Here is an 18,090-nt window from a genome sequence, read left to right on the forward strand (position 1 = left end):
ATAATGCTATATCAGTTATCAATGCTAACGGCGTTGCCACCATACTAACCCAGCTGTAGTAAACCCGACTAAGGGCATAAGTAACAGGGCAGTCCAACCCAGTAACTCAGCCTGGATTGCTGTTAGGTTAATCCGTCGATTGTTTTGTTCTTTAGGGCGGATAGATAGGACTTGATCATCTTGCTTGCTTAACCAGCTAATCGTATTGAGAAAAACATCACCATTTAATTGCTGATCAAACCAACCATTGGTGGCAAAATTAGAGTTACCATAGACTACTAGACGAGATGAAGAAGTCTTTTTGTTACCATCCTCTTTAGGAGTCCCTTGATCAATCCCTTCGGCTTTGCGGCTTAATGCTACACCTAGGATTAACGGACCAGGGCGATCGCTTTCTGGATTCAATTCCAGTGGCTGCTGTTTAGGATTGCTCTCAGCCCAAGTTCTGTCATTGGTAATCAGCAAAGGAGTCTCCTGGATACCATCTACTGGGGTAATTAAGAGCGATCGCGCCCAGGGATAAAAGGAAAATCCGTCGCCAAATTCCGTGGTAATGGGATGATTCCCGTAGCTGGTCACCATTGGAGTTGCTGCACCAAGCACTAAGGAACGTTCTGGAGCAGACGGGTCAATCACTAACCTACTGTCTAGCTTAATTCCCCAGTCTTTGAGAAAGCTATCCAATTCAGGATTAGTATCAGGGTCGAGCATCAATAGTAAGCTACCACCCTTGGATAGATAGTTACGTAACCCTTTGACTTCTTTTTCTAAAAATGCTCGCATCGGACCTGCACTAACCACGATTGAGGCATCGGCTGGAACCTCTGAGCGTTCAGCTAAGTTAAGGGGTTGAACCGTAAAATTTTTATCCTCTAGAACACGTACAGCCTCAGATAATCCCCCTTCTACTTCTGCTAAGGATTTTTCTCCGTGACCTTGGAGGAAGTAAACCCTAACCGAAATTTCCCGAGTCAGAGTTTCGATACCACTAGTAAGACTAGCTTCTGACAGAGGTTGGGTATCATTAACAGCTTGCAATAATTGTTGCTTGTCTTTATATTGTAGATAAACTTCTCCGATAGACTGAACACCAAATTTCTGAGCTAGTGCTGGTTTTAGCTGAGGGTCAACAAACTGAAATTCAAAGTTTGACCCATACCGACGAAAGTTCTCTAACAACTCTCGGTCATCTGGATTGGGTTGTGGATTAAAGATCCAAACCTTAAGGGGCTGTCGTAAATTTTGCACCACTTGCTGGGACTGGGGTGACAGAGTATATAACTGATTTTCTGTGAAATCGATGCGTTGGGTATAGCGCACCCCTAAAAAGTTAATCAGCCCTAAAATCACTAACATAGCTACGGTAGAAATAATAGCATTGGTTCCGACTTGGGTAGAACGGCTTTGCCAAAATTTCGGGGCCAACTGGGCTAAAAATACTAGCCCCACAAGACTAATGACAATACCAGCAATCAGTAACCCTAATGCGTCTGGGGACCATTTTTCAGTAATAATCCTGACAGTGATTCCCGCCATGGTCAGTAGTGGCCCGAGCCAGAAAAGGTAAAGGAGATACTTCTTGGTTTTGCTTGTCTTCATCTCAAACCTCACGGGAGCTGCAACTATCATTACTTACTGATTGTAAGCATTCAGCTTAACCCGCTAGGTATTAGGCATTAGGCTTAGGGGTTAGGCTTAGGGGTTAGGCGTTAGCGGGTTTCACAGGGGAATTATGCGATCACATCGAACTTGAGAGGGGAATTATGCGATCGCATCGAACTTGAGAGGGGAATTATGCGATCGCATCGAACTTGAGAGGGGAATTATGCGATCGCATCGAACTTAAGATGGTAATTATGCGATCGCTTAGCAGCTCAATGGTTAGCATCGCGTAGCGGCTCAATGGTTAGCATCCCATGGAACTTCAGCGGGTAATCATAGGACAGCTATAGAGTGGAAAATTAAAATAACTAATTTTCATAAGTCCTAATTATTTAGCTATCAGATAATTATTTAGCTATCAGGTATCAGCACTCAGCACTCAGTACTCAGCATTCAGTAGTGATTCCACACATCCAGCCACACTATTAGTTCGGTTTATAAATTGGTGAATAAGTTGACAATATTTTTATCCATAAAAAGATTATCCTTCATAGTTTTTTTGTAAACTTTGTATAAAGGCTTTGCTTAAATATAAAGTTTGTATAAACTTACTGGGGGGCCACAAGTGCTCCACAATACTTACCAGCTCTAGCTTTCAGGTCACTATCAGCGCAAACTCTAAATAGACTTGGGGTTTCAATTACTTAAAACTCAATCCGTTATTATTTTGTTGAAGTTGGAGTACTATAAAGCGTATACATTTTGTAAGTGATGCACAAACCTACATTCGATGAGCGAATTTCCGGATTTTTCTAACTATGGCTACCAAGTCAAAAAACGATTAGGTCAGAACTATCACAGTGGTCGAGTAACTTATCAAGCCATCCATCTTAAAACTAAGCAAAAAGTTGTAAATCAAGCTATTCAATTTGCTCAATATAACAGTAGCTGGCATGGTTACCAATCCATTGAAAGTGAGATTAAGGTACTAAAACAGTTACACCATCCTAGGATTCCTCGCTATCTTGACTCCTTTGCTCCTGAGGGTGGTGTTTGTTTGGTACAGGAGTACAAAAACGCTCAACCTTTGTCTGCATACCCAAGCTTTACACCAGAGCAAATTCAGCAAATTGCCGTTCAAATGCTCGAAATTTTGGATTATCTCCAACATTTTTATAATCCGATAATTCACCGAGACATTAAACCAGAAAATGTTTTGTTAGATTACAGAATGCGGGTTTACTTAATTGATTTTGGTTTAGCAAAACTTGCCTATAGTTCAATTGCTGTAAGTACTACGATGGCTGGCACAGCTGGATTTATGCCACCAGAACAATTATATAATCAACCCCTCAATAAAGCATCAGATATTTATAGTTTAGGAGTGACACTGATTTGTTTAGTAACAGGAATTAAAACAGCGAAAATTAGTAATTTAATTGATTTAAGCAATCATCGTCTAAAATTCAAGCATTTAGCTTCAGGTTTTAGCAAAGAATTTCTTAACTACCTAGACAAGATGGTAGAACCTGACCCTAAAAAGCGTCTTGCCAATCTAGAACGTATTTTTAAATCGGTTCCATCACCACAGTCAATTCAAAGAAAAGTAATAGCCGAGTTTAGCAATAAACTGAAAGTAAAGAACCTGAATAAACGACTAAGTTCTGCTATAGTTACTGTAATTAGTTTAGGGTTAGGTCTTACCTACGGATTAAACCAAATTGAGCAACTAGTAGTAAGTAAAATTCAACAGCATTGGAGCAATGGAGACTATGAAAAATGTATTAACTTAGCTCAAGAAGTTCCGGATTTTTTGAGCATCAATGAAAAATCGATATGCCTCTTAAATGACTGTTCTGTCGCACAACTAAATCAATCCACTAAACTAGTAGAGAACCCCAGACTTATCTATAAAGCAATTACTGAAGCTAAAAAAATACCTTCTGAGAGTAATAGTTACCAAGAAGCACAACAGTTAATTACTCAATGGAAGCAATGGCAAAGTGAGCAAAATTTAATTCAACAAGCTCAACAAGACCTAAAGAAACGTAAATGGCAACAAGCCAAAGCAATGGCAGCACAGGTTAAGGCTGAACGTTTCCAGGAGCAAGCAATCCAAATTATTAACACTGCTGAAAGCAAACTAAAAGCTGCTGAATTAGAAAGACTAGCTGCTGAATTAGAAATACAAGGAGAAAACCTGATTATCAAGGCAAATCACTATGCTAATCAGCGACAGTATAGTCAAGCAATATCCATCGCCAAACGGATTCATAACCCTACGCCATCTTATCAAGAAGCACAACGATTAATTGCTGAATGGCAAAGCCAAATCCCTCAAGTTTTTAGAAATTATTGGTCATCCCCACAAGTTAATGGCGCTCGCTTCGTCGTTGATAAGATAGAAAAGTGGAAAAATGGCCAATTAAAAATTTATTTTAAAGCTTATAATTACAATAATAAAGATAGCCGATTTTCAGATTTTATCGCCGTTGATAACTTAGGAAATAATTATAGAGGTTATTCAGGCTCTAGTTGGGATGGAACAGTCATGGCTTCTAGGACACCAACTAAAGGTTATATCACCTTAAAACAACCCCTAGATCCGAATGCCTCAGTGATTACACTTAGTTTTCGTCGTGTTTATACTTATAATCCAGGAATTAAACTAATCACTCTCAAAACACAAGGAATAAGAGTTAAGTAGTGGCAGGTTAGCTAAAAACTATAGCGCTGTGCCCAGGGAATAGGGAACAGGGAATAGGGAACAGGGGGAATAGTCTGGGGAGAGGGGAGCAGAATTTGATGCCCATACCAGATTTAAACCAATGAGTGCAACTGGCAACCCAGAAGAAGCCTTAAGAATACTGGCTAAACTTGATGCTTTGATTGATGCTCTGACAGACTAGACTTCGCGGCAGTTGTCGGGAACAGAGAACTTCGGCTCTCGGAAATTCGGATGAAGAATTGACGAAAACATGATCATAAAAGTGATGCAGCGCTATGTGATCAGCTTTTTCATTCCCTGTTGCCTGTTGCCTGTTGCCTGTTGCCTGTTCCCTGTTCCCTGTTGCCTGTGTTAAACAACCAGGGCATCTGGTAAACTCTCCTTCTTAACCGCAGGATTAGCGGCAGAATACTCTCCAAAGCGCCAGCGTATAGGGCTAGCATTAGTTGTCTCTAAGACCTGGTCAATATGAAACTCCACTAACCGTTGCGCTCCTGGAACGGTAGTGAATCGTGACTGATCCCAAATCACCTCGGCTGTTCCTGTTAGTTGTAAGGTATTGCCTCGCTCAAAATCGATGAACAGCAGACCAGCATGGGGATTCACTGTCAGGTTACCTAGGGTTTGAAACATATTATTGCCAGCATAATTGGGAAACACTAGCTGATGATCACTGATCACCTGGATAAATCCCGGATATCCACCCCGATGAGAGGCATCTGCCCCAGTTTCTGGATTGAAACTGGCAATGAAAAAGGTATCAGATTGGGTAATCCAGTCTTGCTCGGTTGTGGTCAAAGCCTCAAAGCTGCGAATTTCATTTGGCTGCGTTGACTCAGGGGTATCAGTCTCTAGATGACGCAGCTGGATGTATTTGGGACAGTTGAAAAATACCTCAGTGGTCTGCATCATAATCTGCCCTTGGCCTTCTACTCTAGCCAAGCCATTCATCCGCAATCGTTTACGGCTAGTCAGGTCAATCACCAGAAGTCCCAGTACTCCATTTTTCACCAAGTTTTCGTACAACGGATCCCCATCGATCGGGATACAGTTAATCTCAACAGTTTGATGATCTAAAACTTGGACAAAACCAGGTTGACCAGTCAGCAGTGATGCCCAAACCAAGCCATTGGTATCCACACTACTAGCGATCGCTAATTGTTGGGTTGTCAGGAGCATCTGAGCAGCCGGTTTGATAACGGGAGTAATCATTGAGCTGAGTTTCTCAGCTTCTTCCCTTACCCCAGACCGAGTTTGAACAGCAATCTCTCCAGTGTGAAAGCTCATAATCTACTCCTTTGGGGATAGTCAGACAGAAAACAGCAGTTTTCTTGTACACAGAATTTCTGTATATGTCTGTATCTAATCTGTCTGTCTTTAAAATATAAAACTGTCCAGATTTGGGCTAAAGAACACTATCACCCAGCACCGGACAGGATATAACCAGTCAGGGGTGTTAGGTCAATAGTTGCCTATCCCTGAACTTTCTATAATGTCAGACTACTAGGAAGACAAGAGCAAAATGTCTCAGTTTTTGTCTCAGTTTTGTCTGGTGTTGTTTAACTGACAATGACTAGTCTTAGTTCGATGTCAGAAATTGCTGTAAGAAATTGGTAGGTTTTGAGGAAAGCATTCAGCTATCAGCCTTTGGCCACGCTACGGGAATGGCCACGCTACTTGAGGTGCTTTTGAATAAGCGATGCAGAGGTGCGACCCGTGGCGAATTTAATTACGGGTCAAACGCACCATTACGGTCTTGGGGAGGCAGCGCGGTCTTGGGGGTCCCCCCCACTCGCTATTGCCGTGGTTTCCCCCACTCGCTATTGCATCAAGACAACAGGTAAGCATTCGTTTAATCTGAGTTAAGTCTGCTGACCGCTGACTGCTGACCGCTGACCGCTGACCGCTGAATACTTACATACTAAGAACGCTGAAATCTCAATGCATCAATAGACTGAGCAGTTAGAAAAATACCGATAAAGATGTAACTCAAAAACAGAATTATACTACTAGTATCCAAAACACCCTGAATCAGATTTTTATAATTTTCCAACAACGATAAATGACCTAAGGCTTCTCCAAGCGGTCCACTAACATTTTTAGCAATCAAATCAATCACCCAAAGTCCCAAAACCAAAGCAAAGGTGAGGATTGCTGACAAAATTGAGCTATCAGTTAGGGAAGAAATGAACATCCCCAGAGAAAGCACCGATGCTGCCAGTAAAATTAATCCAACGTGGGCTAGTAAGGGTAGGATAGGTTGAACGGGGGGGTCTGTAGCACTAAATGCGATCGCTTCATAGGCAAGTAAGGGTAGCACCATAAAGCTATAAAATGTCACCACTCCCAAGAGTTTACCCACGGCTACAGCCCAATTCGTTAGTGGAGAAGTTGCCAAAAGTTCCAAAGTCCTGCGCTTGCGTTCCTCAGCATAGAGTCCCATCGACAGAATTGGTAACACAAATAACGACAGTGAACCCATCACTTCCAAGAATTGACGCAAAAATACATAGGCAACATCCACTGGCGGTATCGGTAAACCCAATTGTTCTGCCGTTGCCACTTGGTTAATAATCCCCTCTTGATCCAAAAGAATTTCCACAAAAAAGGAGCCAGACAGCCACCAAAATACACCGGCGATCACATAAGCGAATGGTGAAGCAAAATAGCCCTGTAATTCTTTACGAAAAATGGCTAATATATTGCTAATTATAATCATTTTTTTATTGTATAGAGTAATTTTAAGGTTGAAGGTTTAAGGTTTAAGGTTTAAGGTTTAAGGTTCAATGGTGAAGCTTCAATGGTGAAGGTTAGTTAATTAAGTTGAAGGTTTAAAGTTGAAGGTTAGTTAGTTAAACGATTACTATTATTTAGTTTAATGTTACTTCTTTAAAGGGGGAAAAAATAACTTTCATCCTTCATTATTAATCCTTCATTATTAATTCTTCATTATTAATCCTTCATCCTTCATCAGACTCCTGTAAATCAGGATCTGGTTGAGGCAGTGGTTTTTCGGTGGTAGTCAGTTTCAAAAAGACATCTTCCAGAGTAGCGCGAGTCCGTCGCATTTCGTATATCCCTACACCAGCTCCCACAGTCACAGCTGCAATATCCCGTGCGGGTTCTGCTCCCGGTGCTGATACGATGTGGAATAAAGATCGTCCGCCAGGTAAATTGTGATCATTAACCAGTTCCACCAGGCAAACTCCTGGTATAACTTGTAATAATTTCTGTAACTCCTGTGCATCACCATCTATTTCTAATTCATAACCTGATCCCCCGGTTAACTCCGCCAGTAACTTTTCTGGACTATCTGTTGCTACAATTTTGCCTTCATTGATGATAGCTACCCGGCTACAGGTCATACTCACTTCTGGTAGAATGTGGGTTGAGAGGATAATAGTATGGTCACCAGCAAGGCTCTTAATTAAGTTACGGACATCAATAATTTGCCGAGGATCAAGACCGACTGTAGGTTCATCTAAAATGATGGCCGGTGGGTCATGTACAATCGCCTGAGCGATACCCACCCGTTGACGGAAGCCCTTAGAAAGCTTGCGGATCAGTAGCTTGGCCTTGCTCGTTATGTTACAGCGCTCCATGGCAGTTTTGACCTTAGTAGTGCGATCGCCTGCAGCAACACCTTTAATACGGGCAACAAAGTGCAAAAATCCTTCAACGGTCATGTCCGGATACAGTGGCGGAAATTCCGGTAAATAACCAATTCGGCGTCGTACTGCCATAGAATTTTCATGAACATCATAATTAGCAATTCGGGCAGTACCATGGGTTGCTGGTAAATAACCTGTCAAAATTCGCATGGTAGTGGTTTTCCCTGCACCATTCGGTCCAAGGAACCCTAGGATTTCTCCTGGTTCAACCCTGAAAGTAACATTCTCTATCCCTGGGGTGGTGCCATAGATTTTGCTTAGATGCTCTACTTCTATCATATTTTTAAGTATTACGTGTTAAGTATTAGGTATTAAGTATTATCTGTTAAATGTTAGGTGTTGAATATTAACTATTAAGTATTGTTAATAAACTATTAAGTTTAAATTATTACCTGTTAAATATTAGGTGTTAAGTATTACGTGTGAATTGTTAATTGCCATTTACTGACTAATATGGTTAAATCTATTATTCACGTTAACCCAGTCACTGGTAAGGATAGCGATACTGGTGATACTGTTCCGTTTAAAACCTTGACTAAGGCACTTTCTATTGCCACTGCTGGAACTACCATTCACTTAGCCGCTGGTACCTATAATGCTGCTAGGGTCGAAGTTTTTCCTCTAGTTATTCCTAAGATGGTAATGGTTCTCGGCAATGAACCGACCAAAGGTAAGGATATTGTGATTTCCGGCAGTGGGAACTATGTCAGCCCCACGTTTAATCGTCAAAATATTACCATCCGTTTGGATTCCAAGGCCCAATTAAGAGGAGTAACGGTTACTAATCCGGGCAAATTGGGGACAGCGCTCTGGATTGAATCTACCTCACCGATTATTGCCAATAATACCTTTACTCGCTGTGGTCGTGAAGGGATATTTGTTACTGGCACAGCCAAACCCATGATTCTGGATAATGTATTGATCGCTAACGCTTCCAGTGGCATCTTTCTGGTGCGTAATGCCAAAGGGGAAGTGCGAGGCAATGTTTGTCAAAAGACTGGTTATGGGATTGCCATCAGCGACTCGGCTGCACCGTTAATAGCAGATAATAAAATACTAGGTAACCGAGCTGGAATCGTTTTGATGCGTCAGGTGCAACCAGTATTGCGTCGTAATCTGATTGAGAACAATACTCATGGTGGTTTAGTGGTTAATGGTAGGGCTAGACCAGATTTAGGCAATTCTCAAGACCCAGCGGGTAATATCCTGCGCAATAATGGTAAGGCTGATCTCCAAAATAGCACCTCTGTCAGCTTAGTTTCGGTGGGCAATCAGCTCAATCCATCTAGAATTGAGGGTGCGGTAGAGTTACGTTCATCTCAAGTTCCAGTCCGACAGACTGGTCCATTTCAATTCAGTGATTTGGCAGGTCATTGGGCAAGCCAGTTTATTGGAGAATTAGTGATTAGAGGACTAGTTAGTGGCTTTGGAGATGGCACATTCAAGCCAGAAGCCAACCTCACGCTTAGCACAGTATGCAGCAATTATTGCCAAAACATTTGAAAGCCCACGGCAGGTGGGTAAAGGCAGAGGGGAGTTTGTGGATTCGAGCGCGAAATTTTGGGCATCACAGGCAATTCGGAAAGCAGCAGTTATGGGTTTTATTTCCGGATTCCCCGATCGAACATTTCGCCCCCAGCAAAATCTGACCAGAGTGCAAGGTCTGGTATCCCTAGTGAAGGGTTTGGGGTTAACAGGTGGTGAGTCTAGCGAACTCGGGTTTTATCGCGATCGCACTCAAATTCCCAGTTATGCTACCCAAGCGGTAGCCACAGCAACTCAAAGACGAATGGTAGTGAATTATCCCCAACCCAATCAGCTCAATCCCATGAGGCCGATTAACCGTGCTGAGGTGGCAGCATTGATTTACCAAGCATTGGTAGCCACAGGCTCTGCAGATGCGATTGGCCGTAGGCCACGCGGGGCGCGTTCGCATCTCCTTATATTGTTAACCCTAACCCTGACATTACCTCCTTTAGCGATATACCTGGACACTGGGCAGAAGATTTTATTCGCCGCCTCGGTAGTCTAAACCTGATTAGTGGCTTTGCCGATGGCAGCTTTCAACCAGATGCCCCTCTAACTTGGGCTGATTAAGCTGCCCTACTGGTGAAAGTGTTTGACCCCAATCCAATCCGTCCAGTTACCCAATTTATTGATGTCCCCCTGAATTTCTGGGCATTACCAGCTATCAACCAATCCTATCGTGGTGGTTTTCTCTCTCGATACCCAGACCAAACCTTCCATCCTCAGCAGACCTTGCGCCGTGTTGATTTGATTGCCTCTCTAGTCAATGGGCTGTCTTTAGCCAAAACTCTAGGGAAGTCAGTGAAAGAGTCTTCTGACATTTCTAAAATTTATGAAGATTGGAAGGATATTCCTGCTTATGCTACCGAAGCAGTTGCGTACGCTACCATCGCCAAAATTGTCGTTAACCACCCCAACCCAACCCTGTTCCATCCCAAGGGAGAAGCCAAAGCGAGCTGATGCGATTGGCCGTAGGCCACGCGGGGCGCGTTCGCATTTATCGATCAGGCCTTGGTGAAGACAGGACGTGTCACTGAGTTCAACTCACCGTATAGTGTTGTCATAAGTCCTAAGTCCTGATTTCACTGACCAACCAACTCACTACCAAAACTAGTTGCAGGTTCTAGGTTACAGGTTGCTGGTTGCTGGTTGCTGGTTGCTGGTTACAGGTTGCAGGTTGTAGGTTACAGGTTGCAGGTTGCAGGTTACAGGTTGCAGGTTGCTGGTTGCAGGATATAGGTTATATTACCAAGCGACGTTGCCAGAAGCCGCTGTGCGTCAATAATTTGCCACATGTGCGACCTTTCCACCTGGAATCGTACCACCTTCCCACCTTGAGCCCTTTTACCCATGACCAATGACTCAGATTTAGCCATTGCCTATGCCCTTGCCTTGCTCAGTCACTATGGGTTTGAGCTCAGGGGTTACACTGTAGAAGAATTAGTCAATCTATGGCTTGAGAACTATCCTGCCAATTGGGTGCGTCTAGCGGTGATTGAGGCACTTTATCAAGGGCGTTACAAAGCGATATCTGTAGAGCAAATTTTGGCAGTCTGGTTACGACGAGGACAGCCTATATATCGCTTTAATCATGAGTTTGAGCGGATGGTTTGTCGTAAATTTCCCCAAAATTTAACCGCTCCGGTTGATAGTAGATCCACAACCGAGAGCTTAGAACTAAGTTTACAGTGGGTAGACAATGTTGCTGAAACCTCTCTAGGTACTAGTTCCGATGAAACTACACCAGAGCAAGGGATGCTTGAGTCAAAGACACTCCAAGCACCACCAACAGGCCAACAGGACACTTCCCCCCCAGCCAAGAGCATATCATCCAAAATACCTGAAAAATCAGTCAAGCCCAGAGAAAGCTTCCCAAAGCCTCTGACCAAAGCCCGTGCTAGTCCTAGCTACAATGTAGATTGGTCAAGTTATGAGCTTAACAAGAAGCCAATTCACCAATTTCATCCACCACCAGACTCTTCAGATGTCTACCAAAAGCTGAAGGCAGTTGTCCAGCACCAAGACTCTGGTACAGTCACAGCTACCGTAGTCGATAAGCAGGTCAGTGATTCAGCGGAAGATCAGGAGGTTGAAAATAGGTCAGAGGCACAGAGTCTTTCTCAGGCCACTGTTAACTTGGATCAAAGTTAACCATCCCACGATTAATCCCCGTGGGATGATTGGCCGTAGGCCACGCTACGCGATTGACCTTTGGTCACGCGGGGCGCGTTCGGAGCTAATCATACCAAATCCTCCCTGATCCCCCTATGGCATACCCCATTGTGATTAAATTATTTTTTATAAACTTTCATCAAACTATCAAGTAATCTTCATTAATATTTAATATATTAGGTATATATCTAGCGATTAATTTATATAATTAATTCCATTATAAAGTCCTTTAGTCACAGTAAATAGAGGTAAATTGGATGCATGAAAAAAGTTTTTATTTTCCCCTATTTTCTGGTTTAATAGCCGGACTAATTTTTGGAATACAGCTGACATTATTTGCCCAAATAATTTTTGAAAACTACTCTGCCCGAGCCTGTGCTAAGATTCCTGATGGCAAATTTGCTGTTTTTGTACCAACAAGTTATTTATTGAATAAAATAAATCTTAAACGAGTCGTTATATCTAACAAATGGGCTTACAATTACAATTGTAAGCTATTTAAATCAAAACATGATTATATTAAAAATTCTCAGGTGATTAAGTCTGATTCATTTATAAAAGATAACTATGCCCCAGCCGGTTATATACAGGTGCCATCAGAGAGATATATGCTCAGGAAAGTGTGGCGAGGTACCCTGATTGGCTATTTTTCTGAATATGAGGCAAATTTAGTCAGGAACAAAGTCCTGGAAAGTGCTTACAGTAAAGAACCAAAACCTATCGATAAGCCTTTTGTAGTCAATAACATAAATACTAATAATTGAGACTATAAGCATTCAGCGGTCAGCGGTCAGTGGTCAGTGGTCAGCGGTCAGCCGTGAGCTTTTGGCTCACGCTACTTGAGGTGCCTTGTGGCACAGGCTTCGACCCTGGGAGGTAACTCAGATTAAACCAATGCTTACCTGTTTTATTCAAAAGCACCTCAAGTAGCGATGCAGTCGGCCAAAGGGGGTTTCCCCCACTCGCTATTGCATCAAGACAGCGTGCGCGTAGCGCTAATCGCTGTTCGCTGATAGCTGATAGCTGATAGCTGATAGCTGATAGCTGATAGCTGACTGAATGCTTACCTTTCAGGTAACACCAAGACGAATTTCTGTGGCCAAAGAAGCCATGGTTAATTGCCCCCCCTGCTGGAGAACGTTAGTTCGTAAGCGAAAGTTAGGGCTAGCAAACCAAAAACGTTCTTCAGCATATAGAGTTTTCCCCTCTGTAATCATTGTTAAAACATCATCCTGGCTGATACTGTAACGACATTTTAGCGATGCAGTCGGCCAAAGGGGGTTTCCCCCACTCGCTATTGCATCAAGAAAGGAAGTTTCTTCAACATCACCATTAGTTCGCAATAGTTTGCCAATGTCAGGATTTTCTGGGTTGGGAACAGCTACAACAACAGTGGAACCAGTTTGCTTTTTCTGCTCTCCTACTACTGTACCGTCCCAAATCACTTTTAAACCAAATATAGCCATACCAGGCTCTATTTGGTATTGTTTACAGAGTGTTATCACCTCTGGGGCATCACCAGATAGCATTTCCATAGTGATGTTGGACTTACCATTTTTCATGGGTTGAGAGGTAATATGATTACTAGTACGTTGAGAAAACCATCTGCCAGCACTCTGCTCAAAAAACTCTTTAATATCCATTGGCTAAGATTGTAAAAATTTGTGGTAGATCGTGGTAGATCAGTGATGTTGGTAATTGGAATCAAGTGGTGCACTGTTGATTCTATCGCGCTATGATTAGCCCAATTACCAGGATGCTACACTAGCTTGAGGCTTCAGACAAACGCAATATAGCCATTTGAGCAGCTTCAGACACTTGAGGATGGCTGTCTTTTGCCAAATACTTTAATGCCGAGATACTTTTGTCCTGACCCAGTTGACCGAGGGCTTCTGCTAAACGTTGACGCACTATCCAATCCTCTGACTGGGCAAAGCGTAGAATATCGTCTATAGCTTCTGTAGCTTTGATTTCCCCCAAAGCAGCAATAGCAGCTTGTTGGACTAGTACTTCCTGACTATCTAACGCCTTGGTCAGCACATCACGAGCACGGGGATCTTGGAGATTACCTAGGGAAACAGCAGCACTAAAACGTACCAACCATTGAGTATCTTCGTAGAACGCCCTAACTAGAGGTTCAAAGGCTTTGGGGTCACCTAGATATCCCAAAGCCCCAGCAGCAGCAGCACGAATTCCGTAATCTGGGTCAGTTGCCATGAATTTGACCAAAATTGGGTAGCATTCTTCCGTAGGCTTGACTCCCAGGGCGAATATAGCCATAGAGCGAACTGGTAAATTGGGATCATCAAGTACCTTTTTAATTAGGGGCACGGCATCACTGGCTTGAACATCCCGTAGTGATGCCAGAGCCATCAAGCGATCGCGCATGTTAGGGCTTTCCAGCTGAGCCGAAAGTTGTTCTAAATTAGAGGACATCGTAGTTTGTTGGGGGTTTGGTTGACAATTAACCTCAGGGGAGTATGAGCAACGGTTGTGATCCGTTAAGAATCTACTCAGCTGTCTGGTAAAGTAATCGTTCTGACCTGCTTGCTAGATCAATGTTTCTACACAATTGTCGCTCTGAGTCATAGTTTTGGGAATGCTATGGCTGTATATATGGAAATTTTTTAGTCAACTAGCTATGGCAAATCAATTCAACTTTCTGCATCTGAGTACAGGTAAGAATAGAAAACAGGCTGATGTGAGAAATACAACCACCCCAGTCACTACAGCTACATTTGCTGATGGTAACTGTTGAATTGAGAGCTGATCGTTCGATTTTGAGACATCAATGATGAGATTAGAGCAGTTCCAGATTCTACGTGAGCTTACAGTCGATGAAGCAGCTTGTGAGCAGCTTCAAGAAATTTTATTAGCTCAGGAAACCAAATACCAAAAGGCACAAGAGCAAATTCACTTTCAGGCTTGTTTATTAGATAACTTACCTATTGGGGTTATTGCCATAGATATGGATGGAACAATTATCCATTGGAATAGTTATGCCTGTAAGCTATATCAATGGCAAGCCCAAGATGTTATTGGGTCGCAGCTATCCGAGATCATGTTTCCCCCTAGAAGTCATGCTGCCATCAAAGAAATTTTTGCTCAATTGTCCCAGTTAGAGTTTTGGCAGGGTGAGTTGCTCATTCAACGCCAAGACGGTAGCCAATTGGCTAGGGATTTTAGGATTAGTGTCCTGGAAGATCAGGTAGGGAAACAGATTGGTTTTGTAGCAACTGTCGTTGATGCTAAAGAGGGCAAACAGGCAGAGATTGACCGTAGGTCACGCTACGCGATTGGCCATAGGCCACGCTACGCGAACGCACTGTCTAACCAGGTGGCTCAAGATAAGCTGAGGCAGGCAATGGGTGATTCCCTTCGGGAAAACTTTGCAGCCCGCATTCGTAAGTCTTTAGATGTGGAGACAATTCTAAATACCACAGTTAATCAAGTTCGTCGATTGTTACAAGCAGATCGGGTAGCAGTTTATCGCTTCGAGTCGGATTGGAGAGGTAGATTCACAGTAGAGTCTGTAGAATCACCCTGGCAGCCGATTACAGGTAGGGAAATGTATAATCCCCACTTCTGGGAAACCCATGCTAATCAGTACCGGTATGCTCCAATCCAAGCGATTGAAGATATCTATTCTGATTCTGGGGGCTTGTCCTCCTATGAAGTTAATTGCCTAGCTCAGTTTCAAGTCGTTGCTAACTTGGTAGTTCCGATCATTTGTGACCCTCAACTAGACCAAAACCAACCTAAAGACTCACCTCTGTGGGGACTACTGGTTGCCCATCAGTGTAGTAGACCACGACAGTGGCAGTTTTGGGAAAGAAATTTGTGGAAATCAGTAGCAGACCATGTAGGAATTGCGATTCAGCAGGCTCAAATTTATCAGGAAAACCAACTCAAAGCCCAACGGGAAGCAACGCTCAATCAGTTTACTCAAAAGATTCGTAGCTCTCTTGATTTAGAGCAGATTTTTAGCACAGCCACTCAAGGAATTAGTCAGCTGTTGGACGTTGACCTAGTAGAAATTCAAGAATATCTGCCACAGCGGCAGGTTTGGTTAACGGTATCTCAATGTAGTAAACACCCTAACTTGAGTAGCCCTTTGGGGGCTGAAACTCCCGATGCGGACAATGAGATTAATCGCAAGATCAAAAATCTCGAAGTGGTGCGTATTAACAATAGCTGCAACTTAAACCTTGAGGATAGTTGCCATGGGTTACTTGTACCACTAAGGTTTCAAAACCGCCTTTGGGGAAAACTGTGCCTGATCAAGATTGATAGTGATTACCAATGGTCTGATGGCGCAGTGACTTTGGTGCAGTCGATGGCTGAGCAACTTGCGATCGCAATTCAGCAAGGCCAGCTTTATCAGCGTCTGGCTAACCTCAACACCGACTTAGAACGGCAAGTACTTGAGCGCACCCAACAACTACGAGAGAGAATCCAGGAACTACAGAGACTAAACATGCTCAAAGATGATTTCTTAAGTACCGTTTCTCATGAACTGCGCACACCTCTATCCAATATGAAAATGGCAATACAGATGCTCAAAATTGCTCCGGAGAGTCAACGACGACAGCGCTATACAGAGATTTTAGAATCTGAGTGTTACAGAGAAATTGAACTAATCAACGATTTACTCGACTTGCAGCGTTTAGAAACCGCCTCTTATCAGGTTTCGAGAACAGTAGTAGACTTGAAAATATGGTTACACCAAATCATTGATTCCTTTTGCTCCCGTATCCAGGCACAACAGCAAATCCTGAAGTTGACTCTGTCAGATAATTTGCCATCGGTTTTGATTGACAAGACCAGCTTCGGGCGAATTGTGACAGAACTGTTCAACAATGCTTGTAAATATACTCCAGCCAACAGGCAGATTATTCTTGAGTTTTTTTACCAAAACAATCAGGATTTGGTCGGATCATATACCGTACCCAAGGTAATATTTAAAATCAGCAATCAAGCTGAGATTGCTGATACGGAATTACCCCACATCTTCGATAAGTTCTATCGCATTCCTAATGCTGATCCTTGGAAGAGAGGTGGTACAGGATTAGGTCTAGCTTTGGTAAAGGAGCTAGTCAAGCAGCTCGACGGCATCATTCAGGTAGAAAGCTCTCAGAGATGGACTACATTTACCGTGCAAATTCCGGCTCCTCAAGGCTCCGAACTCAATGGACACGACAACAGTTTGACGATCAAGTTTTAATCTACCTTCTATGCTTAAGGGAATGCTTGGTCTGTTGCCCAAGGCTATGTTTTGCCTAAGGGTAGCGGTTAACTGATAGTTGAGTTGTGCTACCCTAATCGCTTGTGACTTTCCCGGTTTGAATGGAACACCATTTTCTTAGTCTTCATGTTCTTCAAACTGATCTACTAATTCCGCTGAAGGGGGTCCAAAAGCGGTGTAAATGGATATACCAGTGATACCGATCACAAAAACAAGGATAACAATGCTAAGGACTATTGCGGGTTCCATGGCTGAAATAAAATATTAGTTTGTTTTCTTTTTGAGACTCTGCTCTCTAAAACCTCGACAAACCTCCACATTTAGCTGACTACTTGAGGGAGAGCATGGGAGCAGCTACCCCTACCTGTGCTTTAACGATCAGGCCAAACGCGAGCTAAAGGGGATCTATTGTTAGGAGTAGAATCAGAGTCAATGGTAGCTTTTTTTGATGTTGTCTTAACAAATTTTAGTTTTATTGCTTTTTTTTAAGAATAGCACATAATCTTAACACTGTTAACAGACATGGCCAAACTGATAAATACTATACAGTGTTAGACAGTGTTCGACAATATTTTAGATTTTCGTGTACTTTTGTTGATGTTTGTTGATAAAAAAATCCTAGTCCCTCAAAAAGATTACTTGTGGTGAACGGCAGGCTTGACAAATATAAGGTACTGTGTTAATAATGTGTTAATTGTCTTGGGAAAAGGTGACGTGGCGCGTCATCACTGGGTATGTAGCCCCACATCCGGCAAATATAAATTTGTAATTTCCACGACCCTTACCTCACCAGGTACTTAGGCAAAAACCACGCTTTGATAGTCCTGCAAGTTAAACATGTCTTAAGGATGTGCAGCTGGCGCAAACTCTCTCAAACTATTGCCGAGTCTGGATTCATTGAATTCAAGCGGCTTGTTGAGCATAAATGTCTTTGGTTTAGTGCCTCCTTAGTGTAAGCTGATACATGGTATCCATCGACTAAGGTCGGTAGCTCACAAAATTTCCAACCTACACAAGGCTTGGGGTCTCCCGTTATACCCGTGTTAAGCAGCGTCTGGCAGTGCCAGTAAGGGTTAGCGGGTTAGAAGTTACCGTAAGATAGGGTCGCCTTTATAGGTGATGCTCGCCCATAGCCGCTCCGCGAA

Annotated in this window: 16 protein-coding genes and 1 pseudogene; 10 read left to right on the plus strand and 7 right to left on the minus strand. The window is 42.9% G+C overall.

The window, feature by feature from the left end; translation table 11 throughout:
* Nucleotides 1-24: 24 nt before the first annotated feature.
* Nucleotides 25-1,599: a GldG family protein gene (locus LYNGBM3L_RS06390; RefSeq protein ID WP_044492377.1), complete on the minus strand. Its 1,575-nt coding sequence runs from the start codon at nucleotides 1,597-1,599 to the stop codon at nucleotides 25-27.
* Between the two features lie 793 nt (nucleotides 1,600-2,392).
* Between LYNGBM3L_RS06390 and LYNGBM3L_RS35330 the strand changes: the two genes are divergently transcribed.
* Both LYNGBM3L_RS35330 and LYNGBM3L_RS50145 read left to right on the plus strand, forming a co-directional pair.
* Entirely contained in the window at nucleotides 2,393-4,309 is a 1,917-nt protein-coding gene (locus tag LYNGBM3L_RS35330) for a serine/threonine-protein kinase (protein WP_008180481.1), read from the plus strand.
* Between the two features lie 88 nt (nucleotides 4,310-4,397).
* Nucleotides 4,398-4,511: pseudogene (locus tag LYNGBM3L_RS50145) on the plus strand (toxin-antitoxin system HicB family antitoxin); the annotation flags it as partial.
* Between the two features lie 170 nt (nucleotides 4,512-4,681).
* Here the strand turns inward: LYNGBM3L_RS50145 and LYNGBM3L_RS06400 are convergent.
* Nucleotides 4,682-5,617: a pyridoxamine 5'-phosphate oxidase family protein gene (locus LYNGBM3L_RS06400; RefSeq protein ID WP_008180486.1), complete on the minus strand. Its 936-nt coding sequence runs from the start codon at nucleotides 5,615-5,617 to the stop codon at nucleotides 4,682-4,684.
* A 429-nt stretch (nucleotides 5,618-6,046) separates the two neighbouring features.
* Here LYNGBM3L_RS06400 and LYNGBM3L_RS42930 point away from each other — a divergent pair, with 429 nt between their 5' ends.
* Nucleotides 6,047-6,196 (plus strand): hypothetical protein, encoded by a 150-nt coding sequence (locus tag LYNGBM3L_RS42930; protein ID WP_154659694.1) that lies wholly within the window; start codon nucleotides 6,047-6,049, stop codon nucleotides 6,194-6,196.
* 55 nt (nucleotides 6,197-6,251) lie between these two features.
* Here the strand turns inward: LYNGBM3L_RS42930 and LYNGBM3L_RS06405 are convergent, their stop codons facing one another.
* Both LYNGBM3L_RS06405 and LYNGBM3L_RS06410 read right to left on the minus strand, forming a co-directional pair.
* Nucleotides 6,252-7,049 (minus strand): ABC transporter permease, encoded by a 798-nt coding sequence (locus tag LYNGBM3L_RS06405; RefSeq protein WP_008180488.1) that lies wholly within the window; start codon nucleotides 7,047-7,049, stop codon nucleotides 6,252-6,254.
* 241 nt (nucleotides 7,050-7,290) lie between these two features.
* A complete protein-coding gene (locus tag LYNGBM3L_RS06410) occupies nucleotides 7,291-8,280 on the minus strand; it encodes an ABC transporter ATP-binding protein (RefSeq protein ID WP_008180490.1) in 990 nt (329 codons plus the stop codon).
* 174 nt (nucleotides 8,281-8,454) lie between these two features.
* Between LYNGBM3L_RS06410 and LYNGBM3L_RS47030 the strand changes: the two genes are divergently transcribed.
* From LYNGBM3L_RS47030 to LYNGBM3L_RS06430, 6 genes are all read left to right on the plus strand, one after another.
* The gene (locus tag LYNGBM3L_RS47030) at nucleotides 8,455-9,504 is read left to right on the plus strand and encodes a DUF1565 domain-containing protein (RefSeq protein ID WP_008180492.1); all 1,050 of its coding nucleotides are present in this window, start codon (nucleotides 8,455-8,457) and stop codon (nucleotides 9,502-9,504) included.
* The gene (locus LYNGBM3L_RS47035; protein WP_229414341.1) at nucleotides 9,434-10,033 is read left to right on the plus strand and encodes an S-layer homology domain-containing protein; all 600 of its coding nucleotides are present in this window, start codon (nucleotides 9,434-9,436) and stop codon (nucleotides 10,031-10,033) included. The genes LYNGBM3L_RS47030 and LYNGBM3L_RS47035 overlap by 71 nt, the downstream gene beginning before the upstream one ends.
* Nucleotides 10,012-10,098 carry an S-layer homology domain-containing protein gene (locus tag LYNGBM3L_RS47040; RefSeq protein WP_229414343.1) on the plus strand — a complete coding sequence of 29 codons (87 nt, stop codon included), beginning with the start codon at nucleotides 10,012-10,014 and terminating at the stop codon, nucleotides 10,096-10,098. Before LYNGBM3L_RS47035 ends, LYNGBM3L_RS47040 begins: the two co-directional genes overlap by 22 nt.
* A gap of 12 nt (nucleotides 10,099-10,110) precedes the next feature.
* Nucleotides 10,111-10,488 carry an S-layer homology domain-containing protein gene (locus LYNGBM3L_RS47045; protein WP_008180496.1) on the plus strand — a complete coding sequence of 126 codons (378 nt, stop codon included), beginning with the start codon at nucleotides 10,111-10,113 and terminating at the stop codon, nucleotides 10,486-10,488.
* A gap of 390 nt (nucleotides 10,489-10,878) precedes the next feature.
* Nucleotides 10,879-11,679, plus strand: a complete 801-nt coding sequence (locus LYNGBM3L_RS34685) for a hypothetical protein (protein WP_008180500.1) — start codon at nucleotides 10,879-10,881, stop codon at nucleotides 11,677-11,679.
* Between the two features lie 278 nt (nucleotides 11,680-11,957).
* On the plus strand, nucleotides 11,958-12,464 hold the full coding sequence (locus LYNGBM3L_RS06430; RefSeq protein ID WP_008180502.1) for a hypothetical protein: 507 nt from the start codon (nucleotides 11,958-11,960) through the stop codon (nucleotides 12,462-12,464).
* 306 nt (nucleotides 12,465-12,770) lie between these two features.
* On the opposite strand, the gene LYNGBM3L_RS06435 is transcribed toward LYNGBM3L_RS06430, so the two are convergent.
* Nucleotides 12,771-13,343 carry a phycobiliprotein lyase gene (locus LYNGBM3L_RS06435; RefSeq protein WP_008180504.1) on the minus strand — a complete coding sequence of 191 codons (573 nt, stop codon included), beginning with the start codon at nucleotides 13,341-13,343 and terminating at the stop codon, nucleotides 12,771-12,773.
* A gap of 121 nt (nucleotides 13,344-13,464) precedes the next feature.
* A complete protein-coding gene (locus LYNGBM3L_RS06440) occupies nucleotides 13,465-14,136 on the minus strand; it encodes a HEAT repeat domain-containing protein (protein WP_008180506.1) in 672 nt (223 codons plus the stop codon).
* Between the two features lie 355 nt (nucleotides 14,137-14,491).
* Between LYNGBM3L_RS06440 and LYNGBM3L_RS33690 the strand changes: the two genes are divergently transcribed.
* Nucleotides 14,492-16,924, plus strand: a complete 2,433-nt coding sequence (locus tag LYNGBM3L_RS33690) for a sensor histidine kinase (protein WP_081431866.1) — start codon at nucleotides 14,492-14,494, stop codon at nucleotides 16,922-16,924.
* A gap of 138 nt (nucleotides 16,925-17,062) precedes the next feature.
* Here LYNGBM3L_RS33690 and psbN read toward each other — a convergent pair whose 3' ends face one another.
* Nucleotides 17,063-17,194 (minus strand): photosystem II reaction center protein PsbN, encoded by a 132-nt coding sequence (psbN, locus tag LYNGBM3L_RS06450; protein WP_008180512.1) that lies wholly within the window; start codon nucleotides 17,192-17,194, stop codon nucleotides 17,063-17,065.
* Between the last annotated feature and the right edge of the window lie 896 nt (nucleotides 17,195-18,090).

It is taken from the genome of Moorena producens 3L (genome assembly GCF_000211815.1).
GTDB lineage: Bacteria > Cyanobacteriota > Cyanobacteriia > Cyanobacteriales > Coleofasciculaceae > Moorena > Moorena producens.